We start from the raw sequence: 22,862 nt of genomic DNA, 5'->3' as shown, positions 1-22,862 counted from the left end.
GATGGGGCAAGTAACCCTTTTATTACATCAACGCTTATTCAATTTCAAATAGTTTACTGATCGATAGCTCTTCATGAACACGAATAATCGCTTCGCCCATAAGAGGTGCTACCGACAATACTTTTAATTTACTTGTAGGATTAGGATGCGTGATTGGAATTGTATCTGTTACAATCACTTCTTTAAGCGGCGAATTTTCCAGACGATCCATAGCCGGACCAGACAATACTGGATGTGTACAACAAGCATACACTTCTTTTACTCCACCTTCGATCAAAGCATTTGCACCCAAAACGATTGTACCCGCTGTATCAATAATATCATCAACCAAAATGGCTGTTTTACCTTCGATATTACCGATAATGTTCATCACTTCACTCACATTCGGTTCAGGGCGACGCTTATCAATAATTGCAAGCGGAGCACTTAGTAGATCAGCAAGCTTACGCGCGCGTACTACACCACCGTGGTCAGGAGAAACAACAACAGGATTTTCAATTTTTTTGGAACGGAAATATTGAGCCAAAATAGGCACTCCAAGTAAATGATCTACAGGAATATCGAAGAATCCTTGAATCTGCATAGCATGTAAATCCATAGCGATAACGCGATGAGCGCCTGCTTTTTCAATCAGATTCGCTACCAATTTAGCTGTAATTGGATCACGTGAACGTGCTTTACGGTCTTGACGTGCATAGCCGTAATATGGAATAACCACATTAATACTTTTAGCAGAAGCACGTTTTAATGCATCTACCATAACTAGCAGTTCCATCAGATTATCATTGACAGGTGCACAAGTAGATTGGATTACATAGACATGGCAACCACGAACACTTTCAGACAACTTCACCTGAATCTCTCCGTCACTAAATCCAGTCGTACGAGATTCACCCATAGGAATACCAATATAGTCAGCAATCTGTCCCGCCAACTTAGGGTTAGAATTACAAGTGAAAATTTTTAATTTAGAATCACAATAAGTCATAATGGTTAAAACCCTCCGTGGTGGTTCATTGGAATGCTTATCAACTCGGCGTTCATTTCTCTTTAGATCCGTCAAATCATACAACAAGCATTATATATTTCATATTATATAATAATTCTTTAGCGAATAGTGGCATTTTGTTGGTAAGAATAGATAATAATTTTAGTTCTAGCGCATTATTTTCTGCTATAACTGTTAATTATTTCTTTTTTTCATGAATTGCTTTCGCTTTTGCACGAATTTTCTCAGCATATCCTGATTTGTTTTCTTGACGTTGACGAGCGATAGCCATATCGTTTGCTTCTACATCTTGTGTAATCGTAGAACCAGCTACCACATACGCACCATCACCTACACGTACAGGAGCTATCAAGTTAGAATTACTACCAATAAATACATTATCACCAATTTCAGTGATTGATTTGTTAAGTCCATCATAGTTAGCTGTAATGGCTCCACAACCAATATTAACGCCTGAACCTACAACAGCATCCCCTACATAGCTTAGATGAGGAATTTTGGAACCTTGACCTACTGTTACATTTTTGAGTTCTACAAAGTCGCCGACTTTCACTTGATCGCTTAACTTTGTACCCGGGCGCAAGTATGCGAATGGACCGATATTACCTTCAGCCCCTACTTCTGCTCCAGAAAGAATCGATTGACGTACAGTCGAACCATTTCCAATAGTTGAATCTTCTATCTCTGTATTCGGGCCAATTATACAATCTTCACCGATAACAGTATGACCGTTTAGAATCGTTCCTGGATAAAGTACAGTATCGGAACCAATCACAACATCTGCTCCAATATAAGTAGCGGATGGATCGATAATCGTTACACCGTTTAGCATATGTTTTTTGGCAAGACGTGCACGCATAAAACCTTCTGCTTCAGACAATGCTAGACGATCATTAACACCGATCGATTCTGCTAGATCAAATGTTTCGTAGGCAGCTACCATTTCGCCTTGTTCACGCAAAATTTTGATGCAATCAGTCAAATAATATTCCTGTTGTGCATTATCGTTAGTAATCTGAGAAAGCGCTTGGAACAATTTACTGTTATCAAAACAATACGTACCTGTATTGATTTCTTGAACAGCTAATTCTTCAGGTGTACCTTCTTTTTGCTCAACAATCTTCTGTACACTACCATCTGCTCCACGAATAATACGACCGTATCCTGTCGGATCTATCATCGAAGCTGTTAAAATAGTTACTGCTGCTCCCTGACTTTCATGGTTAGCAATAATGTTTTCTAACGTTTCAGGAGTAACAAGCGGTGTATCTCCGCAAATAATGATCGTCGTTCCTTGTTCGGTACCAAGCAATGATTCAGCTTGTTGAATCGCATGACCTGTTCCTAATTGCTCACTTTGTAGTGCATATTCAGCACGATCTCCCAAATAAGCTTGTACTGCTTCAGCGCCATGCCCTACAATAACGACACTTCGTTCACACTGTACTTGTTGTACAGCATCTAGTACATGACCGACCATCGGCTTACCACATACCGGATGGAGTACTTTGTACAATTTGGATTTCATGCGTTTGCCTTTACCTGCTGCAAGTATAATTGCCATTCTTTTCGAATCCAACACTACAGACCTCCTTGTAAAACTCATATATTTACATCATTTTTTATTAGATATGTTGTTAAAACTCCCTAATGAATATATCTTATTCCAGACAAAAAGAAAAGGGAGCCACAATGTAGCTCCCTGTGGCTCCCTTTTCTTTCAAACCCCAATAAGTAAACGTTAAGCACCTTCTTCGATCACTTCTTCTTCTTCCACTCCTGCACGTTCGTACTCAGCCAATACAGCTAACTGAATCTTCTCGCGAGTTCCAGAAGAAATAGGATGCGCTATGTCGCGAAACTCACCATCCGGTGTCCGTTTGCTTGGCATTGCAACAAACATTCCATTGTTACCATCAATTACACGAATGTCATGAACGACAAATTCGCTATCAATTGTGATGGATGCGATTGCTTTCATTCGGCCTTCGGAATTCACTCGGCGGAGTCTTACATCCGTTATTTCCATATGTGTTCACCACCTTTGTCTATAAAGACTTAGATTGTGTAATTCCACACATAGAAGTCAAATTCCTTCTTTTTTCTCCAAAATAATTGTGTATTTTTTTATTTTATTTATTTTTAGGCTCGATTTCTACCGATTTCACATGATTTTAATGATATTCGTTCTCATTACTAAAATGAAAATCATTGGCAAAAAAGCTTAATTAGAATCATTTTCAAAGTAGTTGCCAGGTTGTACCGTAATTTTTTTGTTTTTAGGATCGATATCAGTTACTTTCGCAAGTGACACATAATCTGCCCACAAACGATCATCCGTGTCGACAGAACCTGATTCCAATAGTACCCCTACACCCGCAACAGTTGCATTGAATTCTCCCAAAAGATCAACCATTCCTTGAATCGTACCGCCAGCTTTCATAAAATCATCAATAATCAATACGCGAGATTTTTCTTTTAGCGCGCGACGCGACAACGTCATCGTGTGCAGGCTCTTATGAGAACCGGATACATAGTTAATACTTACTGCTGATCCTTCTGTCATCTGATGATCACGTCTTACTAATACCACCGGCAAATTCAATTGCGTGCCTGTAGCATGAGCTAGCGGAATCCCTTTTGTTTCTACCGTCATAATCACATCGATCGGCGTATCTGCAAATGCAGAAGCAAAAATCTTACCCACTTCATTCAAAATAGCAGGCTGCCCTAGCAAATCAGACATATAAATATAATTACCTGGAAGCAGACGATCAGGTTGTCCCAATTGACCGCATAATTCTTCCATAAAAGAAAATGCTTTTTCTTTGGCAAGCTTCGGAATATACTTCACTCCACCTGCTGCTCCTGCAAGTGTCAACAACTCTCCTGTGCCATCTTCTTCAAAAACTTCTTTGATAATGGTCAGATCCTCACTAATCGATGATTTGGCCGCTCCGTATCGATCAGCGAAAGTGGTTAATGGAATTAGCGTATGTGGTCGTGAAGTTAAATATTGAGTTAATTCCACTAACCGCGCGCTTCTCTTTAATTTTTTCACCGTAACGCCTCGCTATCTACAAAATATTGACATTTTATACCCTAAACCCGAATAATTAAAGTGAATATAACATTTTTGTACGTGTTTGTAAAAGAAAATCGCAATCTTTTTCTCTTATGGCTTATCATCGAGCACCATATCGAGTAAAAAAGACTGCGATTTGAAATCAGTTAAGTTAGTATTCGTACAGCATATACTTCTTTACAAAATCCTCTTAACCCGTTGTAGACACGAGCTACTTTAGATTCTTTTGAAATCAATCCAAATACCGTAGGGCCACTGCCTGACATTAATACGCCATCAGCTCCAAGCTGGATCATCGCCTGCTTCAACTGCTGTACTTGCGGATAGTGAGTCAGTGTCACATCTTCAAGCACATTGCCAAGCTGATCACAGATTTCATCAAATGATTTATTTTCTAACGCTTTCTGCATTTCGATAGCAGAAGGGTGTTTGGCTACTTTATCAGCGCGGAAACGTCCGTATACATCAGCAGTCGATACATTGATCGGTGGCTTCGCGAGAACGACCCAGCAATCCGGTGGACTGGTAAGTGGGGTTAAAAGCTCTCCACGCCCTGTTGCTAACGCTGTACCGCCTGTAATACAGAATGGCACATCAGAACCGATAGAAGCGCCTAGCTCCATCATGTCGTCGTGAGGAATCTGGAGGTTCCAGAGACGATTCAATCCTCTAAGCGCTGCGGCAGCATCACTACTACCTCCAGCTAGACCTGCAGCAACTGGAATCTGCTTATCGATATGAATATGTACGCCCTGTTTGATATTATATTTTGCTTTGATTTTTTGAGCAGCTTGAAAAGCAAGATTTTTCTCATCCAAAGGAATATATCCAGCTTGACTGGAAATTTGGATCGTATCTCGAGACAATTCAGTGAGTGTCAGCCGATCTGCTAAATCGACCATCGTCATAATCATCTCGACCTCATGATAACCATCCGGTCGTTTATGTAACACATCCAGCATCAGGTTAATCTTCGCTGGTGCTTTTTCATATATCTTCATGCTGTTCCTCCACCCTCAACATTCCATCCGAACGATTTGATACGCTGCGTACGGGTTCCTGTGCTTATCATTGCGAATAATCCATATTATAAAAAAAATGAAGTATAAAGTCTATTAATATGGGTATCGGGTTCCGTTCATATCTATAAAATGTAGTCACAAAACAAAACAGTCTCTACCCCGAAAGGAGATAAAGACTGTCTTATGATAAAACAGTTATTCAATTCCCAACATATTCGATTCGTGTCTGACAATCGTCATCACAGACGGTGACTTCCACAGAATCTGTTAATATATCGGCATAGCTGTAAGACACACGTTCAAATGTCTGATGCTCTTCAGCGAGCTTGACAATAAAAACAGAAGGGTAGGTCTCTTCCAAAACTCCGGTTCGTTCGATGGTCTTCTTACGACCACCATTAGCACGTAACGTAATTTTGTGCCCTACATGAGCATCAAGACTACGTTTGATTTCCAAAAGCGCATTGTTAGCCATTGACTACAACCACCTCTTTCCCTCCTCATTATATCAAAGAAAAGATGGTTTGTCAAATGAACATTAAATTATAGCAGTATTAAATTTATCTTGTCAACGAATTTTTTTAGCGGATACCTGCTTTCAAAAATACACTGCTCAAAGTCGCATATTCTTGCAAACTAAGTGTTTCTCCGCGTCTAGAAGGTTCAATTCCTGCTTCTGCCAAAAGCTGCTCTAATTGCGTACGGTCTCCACCTTCAAAGTAGCGACTACGCAAGTTATTGGCAATCGTTTTACGACGTTGTACAAAACAAGATTGCATCAATTCAAAAAAGTAAGCTTCATCTTCGACTTCTACTGCCGGACGATCACGCAGTTTTAAGCGAATCACCGCAGACTCTACATTAGGCTGTGGGATAAATACTGTTTTAGGCACAATACAGATCAATTCAGGCACGCAATAATATTGCACAGCAATACTTAGACTTCCGTAGTCTTTGCCTCCAGGAGGCGCTGCCATGCGCTGAGCGACTTCTTTTTGGATCATCACTACAATATTATCTAACGGAAGGCGTTCTTCCAACAGCTTCATAACGATCGGTGTCGTGACATAGTACGGTAAGTTAGCAACTACACTGACTTTTTCAACTTCACTAAAATCTTCACGAAACAATTGATGTAAGTCGACTTTAAGCACATCATCATGACGTACTTTAGCATGTGGATAAGGTTCTAGCACTTCTTTCAAAATTGGAATTAAGCGACGGTCAATCTCAACCGCTGTTACTGCACCCGCTTCTTGGGCTAATCGTTCGGTCAATGCGCCTATCCCCGGTCCAATCTCTAAAGCTCCATTTTCAGGTGTTAACTCGGCGGCTTCTACAATTTTGTTCAAAATATTCGAATCGATCAAAAAGTTCTGACCGAGACTTTTTTTAAATGAAAATCCATACTTATTTATTATTTCTTTAGTGCGTTTGGGTGTCGCTATATCTAGTCGTTCATCCATATTATTGTTCTTCCTCCGCTTCCATTTGTGAAAGTGCTGCTGCAAATTCTTCACGGCTTATTCCAAAAATGCGCAAACGCTTATGGAACTGTTTTCCGTTGCCATACCCTATCCCTAACAAGTTGCCCATTTTCATTCTTCGCTCTGCTGCATCTGGCTGCATTACCAGTCCTGTCATGATCAAGTCTTCCCAATCGATCAAAATCTCTGCTTCTGGCATTTCAGAATGTACACGTGCAAGTGCTTCACGAATCGCTTCAGGCGAAGCATTCTCAACACCGATATCACCTTTGAGCGTAGCTTCGCTTTCAGGAATAAAAGCATGTTTACAACCAGGTACTTTCTGCGCGACGATCTTACGTATTCGTTCACCAGCAAAATCAGGATCTGTTAATATGATCACACCGCGGCGTTCTTGAGCTAACTTCACCCGACGAATAACATGAGCTCCAATCGCTGAACCACCAGTTTCGATCGTATCCGCGTCTACAGCTCGTTTAATCGCTACTGTATCGTCTCTACCTTCCACCACAATCACTTCTTTAATCACGTTGATTGTACGCTTCCCTTCACTCTGTAAATAATGACCTCTATCTATTCACTATAAATTGATCTTAACAGAACAAAAAGAAGAGGAATATTCCTCTTCTTTTTGTTTTCCTTATTCACGCTCATGGTTAATATTATTTATATCATATAACAGATGACTGGGCTTAAGCAATGGCGTTATCCCAATCAACACCCTGACTAGGGTTTAACCGGACCAATTACATATACAGTGTAACCGGATTTACGTCCAAATGCTCTTGCTTGGCTCAAGCTGTCTATATATACGTCGATTTTATTACCGTTAATAGCACTACCGGTATCTTCAGCACGGCGGAAGCCAATGCCTTCAATGTATACCCACCATCCCATAGGAATGACACTCGTATCGACTGCAATCGTACGACCTTCTGTTACACGTGCTCCAGAAGCAGTCACTGTACCTAGACCAGGTTCTTGAGACGAATAAGCAGTAAGAGATACATTGTTCAGTACTTTCGCATAAGAAAAATCTACACCTGCTTTGGAAGTACTATTACTGGAACCTCCACTAGATGATGCAGCTGCAAGAAGCTTAGGCTCTTCTTTTTTGGTGCCTATTGCTACAATCTTATCTTGCACTTTTGCGGTTGTTTTTTTATCAACCATACGTTTGGAGACGAATTCTCCATCTTCGTATACTTTCTCGATGTATTGAACCACTTTACCTGTTTGACCACTTTGTACTAACTTTGTTTTACCTTCAACCATAGAAGCATCGGTTTTTTTAACAGTTTGATAAGGAATCTTTACAACTTTTTTCGCTACAAACGATTTGGTGCGAACAATCTTGATATCCATATTGTCATGAACTGAAGATTCCATTGCTGGTGTAAGTTGATCTTGACCTGACAATGTTAATCCAGCTTGCTCCAATGTGTTACCAACTGTCTTAGAGGTGGTATAGATTTTCTTCGTGCCACCATCTGCCGTAATGTTTACTGCAACCGCATGGTTAATATAAACTTTATCGCCGTCTTGAAGTGCGCCATTCATCGGCATTGACACTTTATCTTGTGGTGCCACTTTAATTTGATTTTCATCAAGCAGTTGAGAAAGCATCAATTTACGTGTTTCCACGGTTTGTGCTTTGCCGTCAATGACAACAGAAATATTTTTACCCGCTTGATTATAAAGTAGGGACAATAGCATCGCTGCAAGAGCGATAACCAATAATGCAGCCCACAATACATAGCGTAGATTTTGTTGCTTCCAACTCAGCGCATAAGACATGCTGGATGAGCGCGAACCATGGGTTTTTTCGAAAGGAGCAATTGCCACTTCTTCCGTCCTCCTTCATAGTCTCGCCGTCTAGCTGTGACGTAATTGTATATGACGCGACTATATAACAGAATTTTCACAGGCTGATCGTAAGCATAAGATTATCGAATCTGTGTGATAATCTTTCGTGATGTTCAAAAATGCCTGCGCCATGGTCAGTCTAAGGGACATACCTAATATCTGAAAGATCAAGCTTCAAATATCGTATCTCTATACCTTTTCCTTTTGCCCAAAACAAAAGAAGCCTCTGGAAAAGAGCAAGAGCAACTTTTCCTTGGCTTCCGACGTATTTGAATACAGTTCGGAAAACGTTAGAAAATACGAGGTTGCCTCTGCATCGCTTACGGGGTTAGCTGTCGGATTCGGACACATTGTATTGCTTGCCCTTTGAAGGCTCCTCCGCTCATGGCGCGAGTACCTCCAATTCACCCCATAGACCCTGTAAAAGGAATCATACATAATGACTTCGGTATTCTGATAATAATGGCTTGAAGACATATGTTGGTTCCCCCGTTTTCCTATGCAGGAAACTCAGCGAGACCGAATCATGGAATCTTGCGTGATAACAGCAAGATTAAATCACTGATGAAATAATATCCCGAACCCAACCCTCATGTAAAGCGACGAGCAAGCACGTTTTTCTGAATAAATGGTTAAAAAGTTGTCATATTCTTCGATTTTTTGATGATAATTTATTCATATATCCGTTTAACGATGTTTTTTGCGTGATTTACTCTGTTTTTCATCGAATGCCAAATCGTTCCAGTGCATTTTTAGTTGTAATTGTACTAATTTCTTCCAGTGATACCCCTTTTAACGCTGCTGCCGCTTCTGCTACAAGTGTCACATAACCGGACTCATTTCGTTTTCCACGATAAGGATGTGGTGTCAAAAATGGGGAATCTGTTTCAAGTAAAAGACGGTCCCTCGGAACCTTTTGTAACACCTCTTTAGGTTGCTTCGCATTTTTGAATGTAATCGGTCCTCCAAACGATAAATGGAAGCCCATATCAAGACACATTTTAGCTGTTTCCCAGCTACCTGAAAAAGAGTGCATTACTCCTCCGACTTCATGTGCATTTTCTTCACGTAAAATCTTTACAATATCTTCGTGTGCATCACGATTATGAATCACAATCGGCATATGAATGGAGCGTGCCAGACCAATTTGTTCACGTAATACTTTGTGTTGCACTTCTTTTGATGAAGTATCCCAGTGATAATCAAGACCGATCTCACCGATAGCGACTACTTTCTCATGTTTGCATAACGATTCGATCCATTCGAGATCACCAGGTTGCATATGAATCGCATCTACAGGATGCCAACCTATCGCTGCATATATAAATTCGTAACTTTCTACCAATTCCATTGTGGTTGGAATCGTTTCGCGGTTGAAGCCCACATTGATCATACGTGTTACACCCTGTGCATAAGCACGTTCAATGACTTCTTTACGATCATCGGCAAATTCAATCGAATCCAAGTGAGTATGTGTATCAAATAACATATATTTTTCTCGCTCCTTCTCTGTTTTACACACTTTTTTCTTTTATTTTAGATTTCAAATTCCATTTGAGGTGGATTGATTTTATTTTCAAATATTGCTGCTACTTCTTCTGATAACTGATGAATGACTTTTTCCAATTTATCTTGCGGATAGTAGAGATGATATCGACCACGATGAATACCGCTGATTGAACGTACAATATCCGATACTTCTGAAATTTCTTGAATACGATTTTGACGATCTAATAGTAAAATTTGCTTTTCCTTTTTAGGATCGCCCGGACGGAATACATCATAAGGAAGATCAGTTGGAAAATCGATTTCCAGATCATATTGAGGATGCAATCCCACTCTAGCAAATTCATTTCGAATACTATCGATCGTTTCCAAATCAATTAAATCGGTCTCTACATATTTATACAGTCTACGTTGCATAAAGCGATGACACACATCTGCAAGAATTTCATCATCTTCTCGTGTCCACTGCATAAAAGCTGTCTGTACTAATGCTTCATCTAGCAATAAATAATCATGTACTTGAATATTTCCTTCAAATAAAGCAGGTAACGGGTACGGTAAAAATTTAAATGCAAATCCTTGATCGAACAATTCTTTAGCCCGGCGGAAAATCTGTCGCAAAACAATATCCGAACTTCGAGTTACTGGATGAAAGTACACTTGCCAGTACATTTGATAACGTGCCATCAAATAATCTTCAATCGCATGCATCCCAGATTCTTTAACGACCACTCTACCATTATGAGGACGAAGCATCCGCAAAATACGATCCACATCAATCGTTCCATAATTCACGCCTGTAAAATAAGCATCACGTAACAAATAGTCCATACGATCAGCATCCAGCGGACTAGACACCAAATTGACAACAATCGGTTTTTCATAATCTTTGCGAATAACAGAAGCGACTCGTTCAGCCAGACCTGTTTCTGCTTCTTCCAATACACGGTTTACTTCTGTATCGCCAAGCAGAATACGACAGGTCCATTCTTCATGATCCATATCAAATGCTTCTTCTATAGAATGTGAAAAAGGTCCATGACCCAGATCATGCAATAAAGCTGCACACAAAGCCACTAGACTTTCTTCTCGCGGCCAATCTTCATAACCACCACGTTCAAATTGAGAAATAATACGACGTGTAATTTCATACACACCTAATGAATGAGAAAATCGACTATGCTCTGCTCCATGAAAAGTTAAATAAGAAGTTCCCAATTGTCTGATACGACGTAATCTTTGAAATTCAGGTGTATTAATCAATGTCCAGATTAAACGATCTTGCACGTGGATATAATTATGTACAGGATCTTTAAATACTTTTTCTTCTCCTAAAGGTTGTACAGGCTTCAAAACAAACTCCTCCTTCTATCTCTAAAACACAACTATTTAAAATTAAAAATAAATTCTTCGATGATAATGTCGAATGATGTCGGTATATACAAGTTACGAATTTCCAAATCGACAAAATAATTTTAAGCCCATAATACCTTATAATACCGCTATATAAAAATATTTTTTCAAAAAAAACAGAAAAAAACTCTATTTTTCTCAATTTATAGGTTGACTGATTTGGGAAACGTTGGTATTATGAATATCATAAAACATAGAAATTTGTCGAATGATAGCACATCAAACAAACCAATAACAACTAATATATTTAAATTTGAGAGGATTGATCAGTAATGATGAAATCAACTGGTATTGTAAGAAAAGTAGACGAATTGGGCCGCGTAGTAATTCCTATCGAACTTCGCCGTACACTAGGTATCGGAGAAAAAGACGCTTTGGAAATCTACGTTGATGGCGAACGCATCATGCTTAAAAAATACGAGCCTGCTTGTATTTTCTGTGGTAATGCTGAAAATGTAACTTATTTTAAAGGAAAAATCGTTTGTAATGAATGTATTTCCGAAATTCCTGTCCCTGTGACAAAATAAATAAAATAGGTTATACTAGAATTATCAACTTATTAATTCTAACCTTTTTAATATCTCCTTGGGCCTTTACTCAGCATTTTGTCTGGGTAAAGGTATTTTTTTGCTTTCTTTTGGTTTTCAAAAAAAGGCTTGGCGTTTATTATACTTCCTTTTGCATAGTACTTCCAATTTACACATCAAAAAGGAATCTTAAACAATTTAAGATTCCTACATTATGTTACCTGTTTGAATATTCATTTTTGTGAAAAAATAATAGATATAACGAGTTTCTTCTATTATAAGTATAGACTCTAAAATCAGTTATTAAGAAAGCATTTTTAGACGGTTTATTCTTGTTCATCTAAAAGAACTTGATACACATCACGTTTAGAGATTTCGCGGTCTTTTGCTGTTTTTTTCATAGCATCTTTACGTGAAATGTTTTCTTTATTTTCGTAGTGCATCACATGTTCTTCGATACTCATCTGTTGCCACCATTCACTTGCTTCTGCTTTGGCTTCAGTTAACGATTGCCCTTCAATAACAACGCAATATTCGCCGATAGGTGGATGAGTTTCTAACCATTCTAGTGCTTCTTCAACACTGCCTCGTGTCCACTCTTCATGACGCTTCGTTAGCTCGCGTGCTAATACGATATTACGATTTCCAAGATGATGTGCAATCGCCAGTAACGTTTTGATAATGCGATGCGGAGATTCATATAATAGTAATGTACCTGCTCCATGCTTAACACTACCTAGTACTTCTTCTTGACCTTTGCTGTCTCTTGGCAAAAACCCTACAAATGTAAACCGATCTGTCGATAATCCAGAAGCAATCAAAGCAGACAAAGCCGCATTTGCCCCGGGAATAGGCACAACCGCAATTTGCTGTTCTAATGCCAGCTTCACCAATTCTTGCCCGGGATCCGAAATAGCAGGCAATCCTGCATCGCTTACAAGTGCAAGACTACTTCCTTCTATAATAAGGCGGATTAGTTCAGGGCCGCTCGCTTTTTTATTATGCTCATGATAACTAAGTAATTTGCCTGGTGTAATATCAAAATGAGTCAATAATTTACGTGTCTGCCTTGTATCTTCAGCAGCAACGATATCGCATTCTTGCAGTGTGCGTACAGCACGATAAGTCATATCTTCCAAGTTACCAATCGGGGTAGCAACAAGATATAACGTACCTGCTCCTTCGTGCAGAACAGCAGACTCCCCTTTGGCAAAGCTTTTTTGAATCTGTATGCTCATAGTGACTCCTTTAACCCGTAATAGACTGCTTTGAGATCTGTAGTGTATTGCTCCTGTTCATCATATACGATAAGTGGCGGTAACATACGCATTTCAGGCTTTCCTCCACGTAATCCTTCAATCAATACCATATTGGCTTCCATATGTTGACGAGGATGTACAAATCGAATACGTTTTGGCTCTACTCCATATTGTCGCATCAAAATAATAATATCTGCTAAGCGATGAGGACGGTGAACCATCGACAGTTTACCACCGTTACGAAGCAGTTTGGCAGATGTACGAATCACATCTTCCAGCGTACATCCAATCTCATGTCTTGCCATAGCATGATGAATATTTAATTTCATATCACTTCCTGTTACAGGCGCATAAGGAGGATTTACTGTTACTGCATCATACGCTTCTCGTTCACCGACAAGTGGCATATCTTTAAGATCTTGTACTCGAATCTTGACTTGTTCTTCTAAGCCATTCATTGTCACACTACGCATTGCCATATCTGCCAGGCGTTCTTGTATTTCTACCCCTTCAATACTAGCATGGGTACGTGTCGACAATAAAATAGGAATGACTCCGTTGCCTGTACATAGATCGATCACTTTACCACGCTTAGGAATACTTGCAAATCGTGCTAACAATACCGCATCCATCGAAAAGCTAAATACTTCTCGACTTTGAATAATTTTAAGATTATACGTGAGCAGATCATCAATACGCTCATCTGCCAGAAGTGGTTGTTCGTTCATGGTATTTCCTTTCTGATCTTGCTTTCTTTAGAAATGATCCTGCGCTTTTATATCGATACTATATAAAAACCGCGGCATGTTGCTGTCCGCGGTTTGGATAATGATACTATTCAGATTTATTCAAAAAAGAAAGGCAGAACAAGCAATCGCCTTCTGTACGCAAATGTCCATAATACACATTACAGATATGGAAGCCTTCGTGATAAATACGTGCCAGATTATCATAACCTTCTCCAACCACTTCTAGATCAGGTAAGTCTGAATACAATTTAGAAGAGTACGTTCCTACCGATTTAGGTTCGATAACAGGAACTTCTTTTTTCAGAACACGACGCAATTGTTCATTTTCAGTACTTAGACGTTGATTTTCTTCTAACAGCTCTTTCACAGCTTGCTTCATTTTACCCATATCGCCATGCATATGATCCATCTTTGTTTCCAATTCGTGAATGTGTGTAAAAAGATTTTTCTTCTCCAAGTTCCCACCTCAAAAGCAGCCTTGATCGGGTTTACTTCACGACCACGTCATCCAATGGCAGTTCTTTGACTTTACTGATATCAAAGATCTGAACATGTACAGTACGCGAACCGGCATTGATACCGACCACTTTACCATCGCCTAGCGAAGTGACGACAAATTTACCGATAGCCGGAAGTTCTTCCTTCACGCTCTCATAATTATCATGCTCGAATTTAAGACAACACATTAGACGTCCACACAATCCAGAAATCTTGGTCGGATTCAAGGACAAGCTTTGATCTTTAGCCATTTTGATTGATACTGGCTCAAAATCGCCTAACCAGGAAGAACAGCATAGAATACGTCCACAAGGACCTATACCACCTAGCATTTTAGCTTCATCACGCACACCAATTTGACGTAATTCGATACGTGTACGGAAAATGCTTGCTAAATCTTTAACCAGTTCTCGAAAATCGACTCGACCTTCTGCTGTAAAATAGAAAATGATTTTATTGCGATCAAATGTAAATTCTACATCGACAAGTTTCATTTTCAGCTCATGCTCTCTGATTTTGTTTAAACAGGTCGTAAAAGCATTTTTAGCTGCGATCCGATTTTCTTCTACCACTTGAGCATCATGATCTTCTGCAATCCGAATCACTTTTTTCAAAGGAAGAACGACATCCGACTCATTTACCTCTTTTTTGCCAATCACTACTTTACCATATTCAATCCCACGTGCAGTTTCTACAATAACGTGTTGTTCACTTTCGACTGGAAAGTCTAACGGATCGAAATAATATATTTTACCCGCTTTTTTAAAGCGGACTCCTACTACACTATACAAAAGATAAGCCCCCTCATTTGCCAATACCGTTTTTCAACTCTACGGCAAAAATTCCGATCTGAAGAATTACTTCTTGTGTTCACCTGACATGACGTATTCAAAAAGTGTGCGTTGTTAAGCTTGTGCGCTCCGCATGATGTTATACACCGTCCGGTCTGTGATGAAGCTCCTTCAACCGCTAACGCCTATAAGAAATTGCTCCATGCATAACTGTGGATTCACATGAGAACGAAGCATTTTCTTACACTCTGCAGCAAGCGACATACAAGATATCCAATGCTGCATATCACGAGTGGTAGCCACTTTGGAGAGAGACTCTAACTGATCTATAAAAACGATACTCTCGTGCCTTCCAATCTGGATATGAACCATATCCTTAAACCATAAGTGGAAAAGATCAAATACAGGCTCAATATGATCTCCAAGTCCGCCTTTAAACAGCTTTTGCTGAGCAGTAATAAGGCTCATACTCCCTCTACCTGCGGATTCCTTCCCTAATTGTAACATTACGTTTCTGATTTCTGCAAACCAATTCTCTGCTAGCAATTCTCGGCATTCATCTAGATCAGACGCAATATGAACAACACATCGTACTAAAGGCATTGGAAATCCTTCATCTCCTAAGATTTGAGCCATTTTCTGAGGATCAGGTGGCGTAAATACTATAGGTTGTGTACGAGAACGAATCGTAGGTAATACTGACTGTGCATTTTCTGTTAAAAGGATAGCTACCGCTGGTGCTGGTGGTTCTTCTAAAAATTTTAACAGACTATTAGACGCTTGTATCGTCATTTTATCTGCATCTTTAATAATATATATTTTACGGTTTCCCGATTCTGAACGATACGAAAAAATCCGCTGAATATCGCGGATTTGCTCAATTTTAATCGAAGCACCATCCGGCTCGATCACATGAAAATCAGGATGATTTCCATTTTTCATTTTACGACATTGTATACATTCTCCACAGGCTTCATCACCTTTATGAATACATACCAAAGCTTGAGCAAAGCTGTTAGCCATTTTCATTTGTCCGCTACCTGCTGGGCCGCTAAACAAATACGCATGAGAAATCTTTTGACTACGCAGACCGTTTTGTAACATCTGCTTGGCAATATCTTGCCCGATAATTTCTTGAAAAGACATGGTGCCTCCTTACTGAACCACACACTTCAACACATCTATTTTACTTTCTTAATATAGAAAATTAATCAGCATACCGCGAATTTCGCCCATCCGCTGCAATAATTCTATTCTTCCTTCTTCACTTTGAAGCAATTCTTCAGCCATACTTAGCAACATGGAATCGACTTCATCTAACAATTTATACTTTTTGCCCCGACCCCGACGATCAAAGCTTTGTGTTTCTTTCACTTTAACACCGCGACGAACCGTATCTTCCAAAAAGCGTTTTACTAACATTTGATACGATTTGAGTTCGCGTAGTGTCATTGATTTCGCAAGCCGGTCACCCTGCATTTGAATTTCTTTAAATTGACGTTGGATATCATCATGTGTTGCTTGAGCACCATGATTATGAAGAACATCCGAAAAGTTCCGTTGTTGTACAACTTTATTAGGAGTATCCGATACGATAGGATTACTTTTTAATGGAGGATAACCGGGGTTGATTTTCATTATTCTCTTCCTTTCTTTGCTGGCATTAGACTTCTAGCTGTAAAGTCCAGACTTCCTTTATACATGCTTGGTTTTGTATATATCAATTAGCAGTTGCTAAACAGAGTCGTTATTAATTAGTATCGTTCAAATGTTACGATTTGCGAATAGTAAAATGAAAAAACTTCAATTTTTACGTATTAGCTTGTCGAACGATAACCTATTTGTAGCAGATAATAAAGACGGACCGGTTCTCAATAACGTAACCGATCCTCTGTTTATTTCTTAATTATACTCTTTATTATTCTATTATGTTTGAAGATATAACGATTTTTGCGTATTTTTTGAAATAAAATCAAAAACTTTTTTAGAAATGCTCAAAGCGTTCAACAGGCATAACGAATACAGTAGCGCCACCCACCTGTACTTCTACTGGCAATGGAAGATACGAATCGGTTGTACCGCTCATCGGAGTTACCGGTGTAACCAGTTGCTCACGAATTTTACAACTATTACGAATGACTTCCATAACAGCTTCGATCTGGCTATCATCAACACCAATCATAAATGTTGTATTTCCAGCACGTAGAAATCCACCCGTACTCGCTAGTTTGGTAGCCCGAAAATTAGCTTTTACCAATTCGCCTGATAGACGGTTACTATCTTTATCTTGCACGATCGCAATAATCAGTTTCATTATAATAGCCCTCCTTTTACAGATCTGTAAGGCACCTAGCCCTGTTTAGTTTATTCGACATCTATACGGATAATACCTCTATTTACTCTTTATTCATATTGTAACCGACTGCCCCAAATCAGAAGCATATTCCTTATTGTTATACACGGTAAGCTTGAATCAACTGATCCAATACCTGCTTAATATCGCCAAAAACACTGTGTTCATCTTGTTCACCATTGATCATTACAAACTGCTCTGCATGTTGTTTGGACAGTTCCATATATCCTTTATGTACCCGATGATGAAATTCCAGCGTCTCCAGATCAAGCCGGTTGACTTCACGTTCACCTGATTTGAACATAATGCGTTCTAATCCTACTTCTGGCTTCACATCGATATAGATATTCATATCCGCCCAATACTGCTGACCATCTACATTAATAGCCAATTGATTAATATCCAGTACAGCTTTACCTAGTTCACGTCCATACCCTTGATAAGCCAAAGAAGACATCACATACCGATCACAGATAACGATTCGTCCATCATTTAAGGCAGGGATCACTTTCTGAATTAAATGTTCTCTTCTAGCACTAGCGTATAGCAGACACTCGGTTAGACCACTCATATCATTATCTACATTCAAAATCACTTCACGAATCTGTTCAGAAACAGAGATTCCTCCCGGTTCACGGGTTGATAAAAAATCTATCCCTTGTTCGTTCAAGTAACGTTTAATATGTTCAAGCTGACTTGTTTTGCCACTACCATCCATACCTTCTAACACAATAAATAAACCTTTTGACTTCATTCTTATTCCTGCTTTCTGTAGACTACTTCGCGGTAGACCTCTATTGATAGACACGTAATGTATTTAATGCAGCATCAGCAGTGCCTTGTATTTTATGACCATGTGTTCGTAACGTTAATAGTCTATCATATACAGATGGATGGATCGTTTCTCCTGCATACAAAATCGGAATACCTGGAGGGTAAGGAATCACCATTTCTGCACATATTCGTCCTTCTGCTTGTTCTAGAGCAATAACTTCTATCTTGTCTTCATCAATCGGTGTCATTGTAAATAAGATAGGCTCAGATATAGTCGATAAATTGGAATCTATATACACTTTCTGTTCTCTCTGCTCTGCATGACTATCATTTGTGACCTCAGAACAGTCTGTAAGCTCTAATAGGATAGGAATAGTATCTTGATCTATATCATTTGTATCACCTATCACAATAGATTGCAGGGGTTCTTGAGCAATCTTTGCCAGAGCTTCTAACAGACAATAACTATCGTCTAACGTCGAACCCATACTAAATACCAATACAACATATCGATCATCACTCATCTCAGGCACACATCCATAATACTCTAACCGTTCTTGCAAGACTTCGCCAGATAAATAACCGTCCTGATCGTAGATCACCACTTTAAAAGGATCTTGTGTATAATATTCCTTGGAGCACGATAAATAACCAAATCTTTGATGACGAGCTAATTCATCAATAAAAGTATCTCTAGCTTGTAACCCTGTAGCAAAGACTTGTTCTCCATAACAATCTAATATATAACGACTCAGGTCTAAAGAAGCCATCAACGGATACGAAGGGCTTGAACTCTGAATCATAGTTAATCGCTGCTTTAATAAAGAACGAGTAAGCAAATCACCCTGCACATGTAACATAGCACTCATCGTCATCGACGATAACATTTTGTGAGTGGATTGCACCACACCATCTGCACCGGCAGTGAGTGCACTATTAGGAAAACGCTGATGATGACCATAATGTGCTCCATGCGCTTCATCTACCAATAGTGGTATCTCATACCGATGACAAGTAGAAGCAATATCACTCAAGTCTTTCCCCATGCCATAATAATTAGGCGACGAAAGAAAAACAGCTCTAGCAGTAGGATATTGTGTAAGAGCTGCTTCTATATTTTCAATACTAGGAATTACAGCCAAACCACTTGTTTGATCTATCTCTGGCGTTAAAAAGACTGCTTTCGCTCCTGCCATCATCAATCCGTTTAGAACAGACTTATGGACATTGCGCTGTACAATAATGATATCACCAGGATGACTACATACTGTTAAAATAAGAGCTAAGTTACCAACTGTACTTCCACCTATAAGAAAATGACTTTCTTCAGCTCCAAAACATTGTGCTGCTAACTGTTGGGCTTCTTGAATAACTCCTTCAGGATGATGAAGGTCATCTGTACCACTAATTTCAGTAACATCCCATTGCAATACAGAATGGAACAAATCCGCCCCAGTCATTTGCTTGAGTACATCAGTATAGATCATCCCATTTTTGTGTCCTGGCACATGGAAGCTTTTCTGAGTAGAAGAAGCATAACGAGATAAAGCATCATATAGAGGAGCTTTGCATTGTTTCGTTGTAGAAGGTATCCATTTATTGTTCATATTGTCATTCCTATAATATTTATTGTGTATTGTTCCCTATTCTTATTATAATCAAAATAACAGATATCGTCTCAACTTCGCTTCGATCTACAAAAAGACTTATAATTTAAGCTCGTGTATTTCAAAAGGTACATATTTGACCGATATAATGATAACAACCAATCACTTCAATAAATAACGCTTATTACTAATGCTATCAAAAATAAACATTTCTATATTGTAATCTTAGTAGCAAATCATCACTAAAAGGAGGGGCGCATTGAATGGTAACAGAAGCTCAACAAAATGCAACATTTTATCAATACCAACTTATTAAAAAATGGCCAGTCACTAGAATGTGGAACTGGATTTATTTATTAGTACCTATTGTCACGTTAATGATTGAGCTTTATTACTTCTCATGGTCTAGTATTGGATTTTGGCTACTTTCTTTTCCTTTAGTGTTATGGATTCAATATGTGATTTCTCGCTCTGTATTGATCATGACCGTTAATCACTTACGTAAACGTTGGAAATTTCAAATCCAATTTCCCTGGATCGGTTATTTACCAGATCAATTTATGGGTTATTCTACATTCCGCAGAGTGTTATTACATACAACGTGGATCGGATTTTGCTTTGCCGCTATTTTGTGTATGTGGCTTCCACTCGACTTCTCAATCTCTTTAGTCATGTGGCATATTTGGTTCTGCTTACCTCGTTTGATTATCTTACTTCGTTTATTCCGTAAACGTAAAGATGGCATTATTAAATTGACAAAAGAAGAAGTATCTTATTATATTCAATAGCTTCAGCACTATACTTGTTTTTTATTTATAGTACGTAGTCATGCATAAAATAATCAATCGTGCTCAACAGTTCTCAACAATTATATTAGTTAAAGCTATCAATAAAATGTTCCAGCCAAATATTCAATAAGCTAATACAGTATTAAGATTCGATTGCTGTAGTGATAGTGCATGAATAATAAAATCAAACTATTCTCTATTATAGTAGTTAGCATTATAGTCATTAGCTACCCACCATTATAGTAATTAGTAAGCATTGCTCTCTTTTTAACAAGTAAGCTGTCTGCTATCTATATGGGGAAACCTAACTGGATTCATCTCCAGTTACTCACACTATTCCCAGCATTCATAGCTTAAAGGTCAGTAACAATGCTTAAAGATCAATAACAATTACACAGAATACACATCAAAAAACGGTATCTTTTAACAAAGAGATACCGTTTTTTTGATGTTACTTTTTTATTTGTATTTTATAGCTTAGATAAAGCATACTCACTCTATTCATTTCGCCATATTACGGGTTAATAGTAGCTTCAGCAATAGGTGCTCTTGAACTTTTATCAGGTACAATGACGGTTAAGTAATTTTTCTGCAATACCAATTGTAACGTGCGATCCCCTTGAATAAATACAAAATTGGTATTACTTTCACCCATACTCTCCTGTTGTTGCTTCCAGCCCCAGTTTTTAATTTCTTGCATATATGCTTCTGGTAAAGTAGAAGATTCGATACCTGGTAACTCATAACGTACATAATTCATTTTACTATTATTAATAATGGTATCCATCTCTTTCACTTCTTCTGGAATAGGAAAGCTAGACTCTACAAAAGCACCTTGATAATGAGTCCAAGAAATATTAGATTGAGAACAACCTGCTAATATCCCTAAAAAAACGCCTACCCATAATACATTCCATATTCGATGTTTGCTTTTCCCCCACATCACATCGTCCCCCTAACTAAAACAATCATCCAGTATTATTGAAGTTATTTTTTACTCCATTAAACATTAATGAATATCTTCATTGGCAAGATGTATAATTATACATTATACATCTTTATGCAGTACGCAATTACGCCTTAATTTTTTTTTAGATATTTTTAAATAATATATTAAAATAACTTTTTTTCGCTATCATGACCTTAGACCTATCTATTACTTGTCTCTATTATAACTGTTGTTTCAACAACTTCTGTAACAAAACAGTTACACTTCCACGAAATGAAGATACAAAATCTTATATATTCTCTCTATTATTGAGTAAATATTGATTAAAAGATGTATCTAAACATGTTTCCCAAGCCTACAATCAGGGCTAGTTTAAGATATGTAACACTCTATTGAAGCATTATTAAAGCTCTTTTAAAGCTCTTTTAAAGCTCTTTTAAAGCTCTTATGAAGCTATAGCATAGCCTTTTAGAATCATTCATCCTGTGTTCTAACTCTTACAATCGATTTATATTTACTGATCTAATCAAACTGAAAACTTCTTAGTGCGTACTTATATAGCCATACCAATCAACCGTTTCAAATACTGTACAAAATATGTATTAAAACTCAGTGTATTCTCCCCCAACAACAGGAAGCGAATAAAAGTAAAGAGCATGAGAAAATGCAGAGCACAAGATATCTAATGAAAGATACTCCACAAACCTAAAGCAAAAGACCAGACGACGACTTTACAATCTATGTACTATCACGAGATCACAAACAGCATTAGAGGAAGAGAAAGGCAGCATTTAGACAGAGCCGTATCAGTAGAGAGAAAAGAACACCACAGTACATAGAAATGAAAGAAAGTGAGAATAAGTAGGAGAAACGTTGCGTTAGAGGGACAAAGGAATAACCTACTAAAAAACTACTTGAAGAAGGTTAGACAAAAACTCATCAGACGAAGCGATCCAACCACCAGACTTTGCTCCTCGCCTACAACAGCAACTGTAAACCATCTATACCTACACCTGTCCCTCTACCCCGTTCACAAGGCTTATTCCCACACCATGGTTTCCATCCTTTTACACACAAAAAAAGAGCGACTCCTGGAATCAGGAATCACTCTTTTCGGTCTTGCTCGTTGCTTGGCAACGTCCTACTCTCCCAGGACCCTGCGGTCCAAGTACCATCGGC

Annotated in this window: 23 protein-coding genes and 1 riboswitch; of the genes, 2 read left to right on the top strand and 21 right to left on the bottom strand. The window is 38.6% G+C overall.

What is annotated here, in order from left to right:
- Window positions 1-34 precede the first annotated feature (34 nt).
- The 11 genes from QCD85_RS22000 to QCD85_RS21950 all read right to left on the bottom strand — a co-directional run bounded on the left by QCD85_RS22000 (window position 35) and on the right by QCD85_RS21950 (window position 11,328).
- Window positions 35-988: a ribose-phosphate diphosphokinase gene (locus QCD85_RS22000; protein ID WP_069326070.1), complete on the bottom strand. Its 954-nt coding sequence runs from the start codon at window positions 986-988 to the stop codon at window positions 35-37.
- A 199-nt stretch (window positions 989-1,187) separates the two neighbouring features.
- A complete protein-coding gene (glmU, locus tag QCD85_RS21995; protein ID WP_274173001.1) occupies window positions 1,188-2,573 on the bottom strand; it encodes a bifunctional UDP-N-acetylglucosamine diphosphorylase/glucosamine-1-phosphate N-acetyltransferase GlmU in 1,386 nt (461 codons plus the stop codon).
- A gap of 177 nt (window positions 2,574-2,750) precedes the next feature.
- Window positions 2,751-3,038, bottom strand: a complete 288-nt coding sequence (gene spoVG, locus QCD85_RS21990; protein ID WP_204827298.1) for a septation regulator SpoVG — start codon at window positions 3,036-3,038, stop codon at window positions 2,751-2,753.
- A gap of 195 nt (window positions 3,039-3,233) precedes the next feature.
- The gene (gene purR / locus QCD85_RS21985) at window positions 3,234-4,070 is read right to left on the bottom strand and encodes a pur operon repressor (protein ID WP_204827297.1); all 837 of its coding nucleotides are present in this window, start codon (window positions 4,068-4,070) and stop codon (window positions 3,234-3,236) included.
- A gap of 170 nt (window positions 4,071-4,240) precedes the next feature.
- A complete protein-coding gene (ispE, locus tag QCD85_RS21980) occupies window positions 4,241-5,095 on the bottom strand; it encodes a 4-(cytidine 5'-diphospho)-2-C-methyl-D-erythritol kinase (RefSeq protein ID WP_273614316.1) in 855 nt (284 codons plus the stop codon).
- A gap of 220 nt (window positions 5,096-5,315) precedes the next feature.
- Window positions 5,316-5,591, bottom strand: coding sequence for a biofilm formation stimulator Veg (gene veg / locus QCD85_RS21975; RefSeq protein ID WP_069326066.1), 276 nt, complete (start codon window positions 5,589-5,591; stop codon window positions 5,316-5,318).
- A gap of 106 nt (window positions 5,592-5,697) precedes the next feature.
- Complete coding sequence (gene rsmA / locus QCD85_RS21970; RefSeq protein ID WP_204827295.1) at window positions 5,698-6,582, bottom strand: 16S rRNA (adenine(1518)-N(6)/adenine(1519)-N(6))-dimethyltransferase RsmA; 885 nt, start codon at window positions 6,580-6,582, stop codon at window positions 5,698-5,700.
- Window position 6,583: 1 nt separating this feature from the next.
- Window positions 6,584-7,132, bottom strand: a complete 549-nt coding sequence (rnmV, locus tag QCD85_RS21965) for a ribonuclease M5 (protein ID WP_273614315.1) — start codon at window positions 7,130-7,132, stop codon at window positions 6,584-6,586.
- Window positions 7,133-7,329: 197 nt separating this feature from the next.
- Complete coding sequence (locus tag QCD85_RS21960) at window positions 7,330-8,448, bottom strand: ubiquitin-like domain-containing protein (RefSeq protein ID WP_373462010.1); 1,119 nt, start codon at window positions 8,446-8,448, stop codon at window positions 7,330-7,332.
- Between the two features lie 323 nt (window positions 8,449-8,771).
- A riboswitch (cyclic di-AMP (ydaO/yuaA leader) is annotated at window positions 8,772-8,995 on the bottom strand.
- A gap of 195 nt (window positions 8,996-9,190) precedes the next feature.
- Complete coding sequence (locus tag QCD85_RS21955) at window positions 9,191-9,958, bottom strand: TatD family hydrolase (RefSeq protein ID WP_301263882.1); 768 nt, start codon at window positions 9,956-9,958, stop codon at window positions 9,191-9,193.
- Between the two features lie 47 nt (window positions 9,959-10,005).
- A complete protein-coding gene (locus QCD85_RS21950; RefSeq protein ID WP_273614313.1) occupies window positions 10,006-11,328 on the bottom strand; it encodes an HD domain-containing protein in 1,323 nt (440 codons plus the stop codon).
- A 332-nt stretch (window positions 11,329-11,660) separates the two neighbouring features.
- Here QCD85_RS21950 and QCD85_RS21945 point away from each other — a divergent pair, with 332 nt between their 5' ends.
- Window positions 11,661-11,915 (top strand): AbrB/MazE/SpoVT family DNA-binding domain-containing protein, encoded by a 255-nt coding sequence (locus QCD85_RS21945; RefSeq protein ID WP_017815545.1) that lies wholly within the window; start codon window positions 11,661-11,663, stop codon window positions 11,913-11,915.
- Between the two features lie 326 nt (window positions 11,916-12,241).
- On the opposite strand, the gene rsmI is transcribed toward QCD85_RS21945, so the two are convergent.
- The 9 genes from rsmI to QCD85_RS21900 form a co-directional block, all read right to left on the bottom strand.
- Window positions 12,242-13,153 carry a 16S rRNA (cytidine(1402)-2'-O)-methyltransferase gene (gene rsmI / locus QCD85_RS21940; protein ID WP_273614312.1) on the bottom strand — a complete coding sequence of 304 codons (912 nt, stop codon included), beginning with the start codon at window positions 13,151-13,153 and terminating at the stop codon, window positions 12,242-12,244.
- The gene (locus QCD85_RS21935; RefSeq protein ID WP_273614311.1) at window positions 13,150-13,902 is read right to left on the bottom strand and encodes a tRNA1(Val) (adenine(37)-N6)-methyltransferase; all 753 of its coding nucleotides are present in this window, start codon (window positions 13,900-13,902) and stop codon (window positions 13,150-13,152) included. The genes rsmI and QCD85_RS21935 overlap by 4 nt, the downstream gene beginning before the upstream one ends.
- Window positions 13,903-14,008: 106 nt before the next feature.
- Entirely contained in the window at window positions 14,009-14,380 is a 372-nt protein-coding gene (gene yabA, locus QCD85_RS21930; protein ID WP_204827289.1) for a DNA replication initiation control protein YabA, read from the bottom strand.
- Window positions 14,381-14,411: 31 nt separating this feature from the next.
- Window positions 14,412-15,212: a PSP1 domain-containing protein gene (locus tag QCD85_RS21925; protein WP_069326058.1), complete on the bottom strand. Its 801-nt coding sequence runs from the start codon at window positions 15,210-15,212 to the stop codon at window positions 14,412-14,414.
- A 171-nt stretch (window positions 15,213-15,383) separates the two neighbouring features.
- A complete protein-coding gene (gene holB, locus QCD85_RS21920; protein ID WP_301263881.1) occupies window positions 15,384-16,358 on the bottom strand; it encodes a DNA polymerase III subunit delta' in 975 nt (324 codons plus the stop codon).
- Window positions 16,359-16,406: 48 nt separating this feature from the next.
- Window positions 16,407-16,850: a YaaR family protein gene (locus tag QCD85_RS21915; RefSeq protein ID WP_273614309.1), complete on the bottom strand. Its 444-nt coding sequence runs from the start codon at window positions 16,848-16,850 to the stop codon at window positions 16,407-16,409.
- Between the two features lie 346 nt (window positions 16,851-17,196).
- Window positions 17,197-17,526: a cyclic-di-AMP receptor gene (locus QCD85_RS21910; RefSeq protein ID WP_069326055.1), complete on the bottom strand. Its 330-nt coding sequence runs from the start codon at window positions 17,524-17,526 to the stop codon at window positions 17,197-17,199.
- Window positions 17,527-17,665: 139 nt separating this feature from the next.
- On the bottom strand, window positions 17,666-18,319 hold the full coding sequence (gene tmk, locus QCD85_RS21905; protein WP_301263880.1) for a dTMP kinase: 654 nt from the start codon (window positions 18,317-18,319) through the stop codon (window positions 17,666-17,668).
- 40 nt (window positions 18,320-18,359) lie between these two features.
- Entirely contained in the window at window positions 18,360-19,946 is a 1,587-nt protein-coding gene (locus tag QCD85_RS21900; RefSeq protein ID WP_301263879.1) for an aminotransferase class I/II-fold pyridoxal phosphate-dependent enzyme, read from the bottom strand.
- A 263-nt stretch (window positions 19,947-20,209) separates the two neighbouring features.
- Between QCD85_RS21900 and QCD85_RS21895 the strand changes: the two genes are divergently transcribed.
- The gene (locus QCD85_RS21895) at window positions 20,210-20,734 is read left to right on the top strand and encodes a hypothetical protein (RefSeq protein ID WP_273614306.1); all 525 of its coding nucleotides are present in this window, start codon (window positions 20,210-20,212) and stop codon (window positions 20,732-20,734) included.
- 514 nt (window positions 20,735-21,248) lie between these two features.
- Here QCD85_RS21895 and QCD85_RS21890 read toward each other — a convergent pair.
- A complete protein-coding gene (locus QCD85_RS21890) occupies window positions 21,249-21,677 on the bottom strand; it encodes a hypothetical protein (RefSeq protein WP_301263878.1) in 429 nt (142 codons plus the stop codon).
- Window positions 21,678-22,862: the final 1,185 nt, after the last annotated feature.

The organism is Paenibacillus sp. PsM32 (genome assembly GCF_030433815.1).
In the GTDB taxonomy this organism is placed as follows: Bacteria; Bacillota; Bacilli; order Paenibacillales; family Paenibacillaceae; genus Saccharibacillus; species Saccharibacillus kyungheensis.
The sequence above is the reverse complement of the archived record's forward strand: the minus strand, read 5'-3'. Positions and strand labels throughout refer to the sequence as shown.

Excerpts from the sequence above, each read along its gene's own strand:
- QCD85_RS22000 (WP_069326070.1), bottom strand. The coding sequence starts at position 988 with ATGACTTATTGTGATTCTAAATTAAAAATTTTCACTTGTAATTCTAAC.
- glmU (WP_274173001.1), bottom strand. The coding sequence starts at position 2,573 with ATGGCAATTATACTTGCAGCAGGTAAAGGCAAACGCATGAAATCCAAA.
- spoVG (WP_204827298.1), bottom strand. The coding sequence starts at position 3,038 with ATGGAAATAACGGATGTAAGACTCCGCCGAGTGAATTCCGAAGGCCGA.
- ispE (WP_273614316.1), bottom strand. The coding sequence starts at position 5,095 with ATGAAGATATATGAAAAAGCACCAGCGAAGATTAACCTGATGCTGGAT.
- veg (WP_069326066.1), bottom strand. The coding sequence starts at position 5,591 with ATGGCTAACAATGCGCTTTTGGAAATCAAACGTAGTCTTGATGCTCAT.
- rsmA (WP_204827295.1), bottom strand. The coding sequence starts at position 6,582 with ATGGATGAACGACTAGATATAGCGACACCCAAACGCACTAAAGAAATA.
- QCD85_RS21955 (WP_301263882.1), bottom strand. The coding sequence starts at position 9,958 with ATGTTATTTGATACACATACTCACTTGGATTCGATTGAATTTGCCGAT.
- QCD85_RS21945 (WP_017815545.1), top strand. The coding sequence starts at position 11,661 with ATGATGAAATCAACTGGTATTGTAAGAAAAGTAGACGAATTGGGCCGC.
- rsmI (WP_273614312.1), bottom strand. The coding sequence starts at position 13,153 with ATGAGCATACAGATTCAAAAAAGCTTTGCCAAAGGGGAGTCTGCTGTT.
- QCD85_RS21935 (WP_273614311.1), bottom strand. The coding sequence starts at position 13,902 with ATGAACGAACAACCACTTCTGGCAGATGAGCGTATTGATGATCTGCTC.
- holB (WP_301263881.1), bottom strand. The coding sequence starts at position 16,358 with ATGTCTTTTCAAGAAATTATCGGGCAAGATATTGCCAAGCAGATGTTA.
- QCD85_RS21915 (WP_273614309.1), bottom strand. The coding sequence starts at position 16,850 with ATGAAAATCAACCCCGGTTATCCTCCATTAAAAAGTAATCCTATCGTA.
- QCD85_RS21910 (WP_069326055.1), bottom strand. The coding sequence starts at position 17,526 with ATGAAACTGATTATTGCGATCGTGCAAGATAAAGATAGTAACCGTCTA.
- tmk (WP_301263880.1), bottom strand. The coding sequence starts at position 18,319 with ATGAAGTCAAAAGGTTTATTTATTGTGTTAGAAGGTATGGATGGTAGT.
- QCD85_RS21900 (WP_301263879.1), bottom strand. The coding sequence starts at position 19,946 with ATGAACAATAAATGGATACCTTCTACAACGAAACAATGCAAAGCTCCT.
- QCD85_RS21895 (WP_273614306.1), top strand. The coding sequence starts at position 20,210 with ATGGTAACAGAAGCTCAACAAAATGCAACATTTTATCAATACCAACTT.
- QCD85_RS21890 (WP_301263878.1), bottom strand. The coding sequence starts at position 21,677 with ATGTGGGGGAAAAGCAAACATCGAATATGGAATGTATTATGGGTAGGC.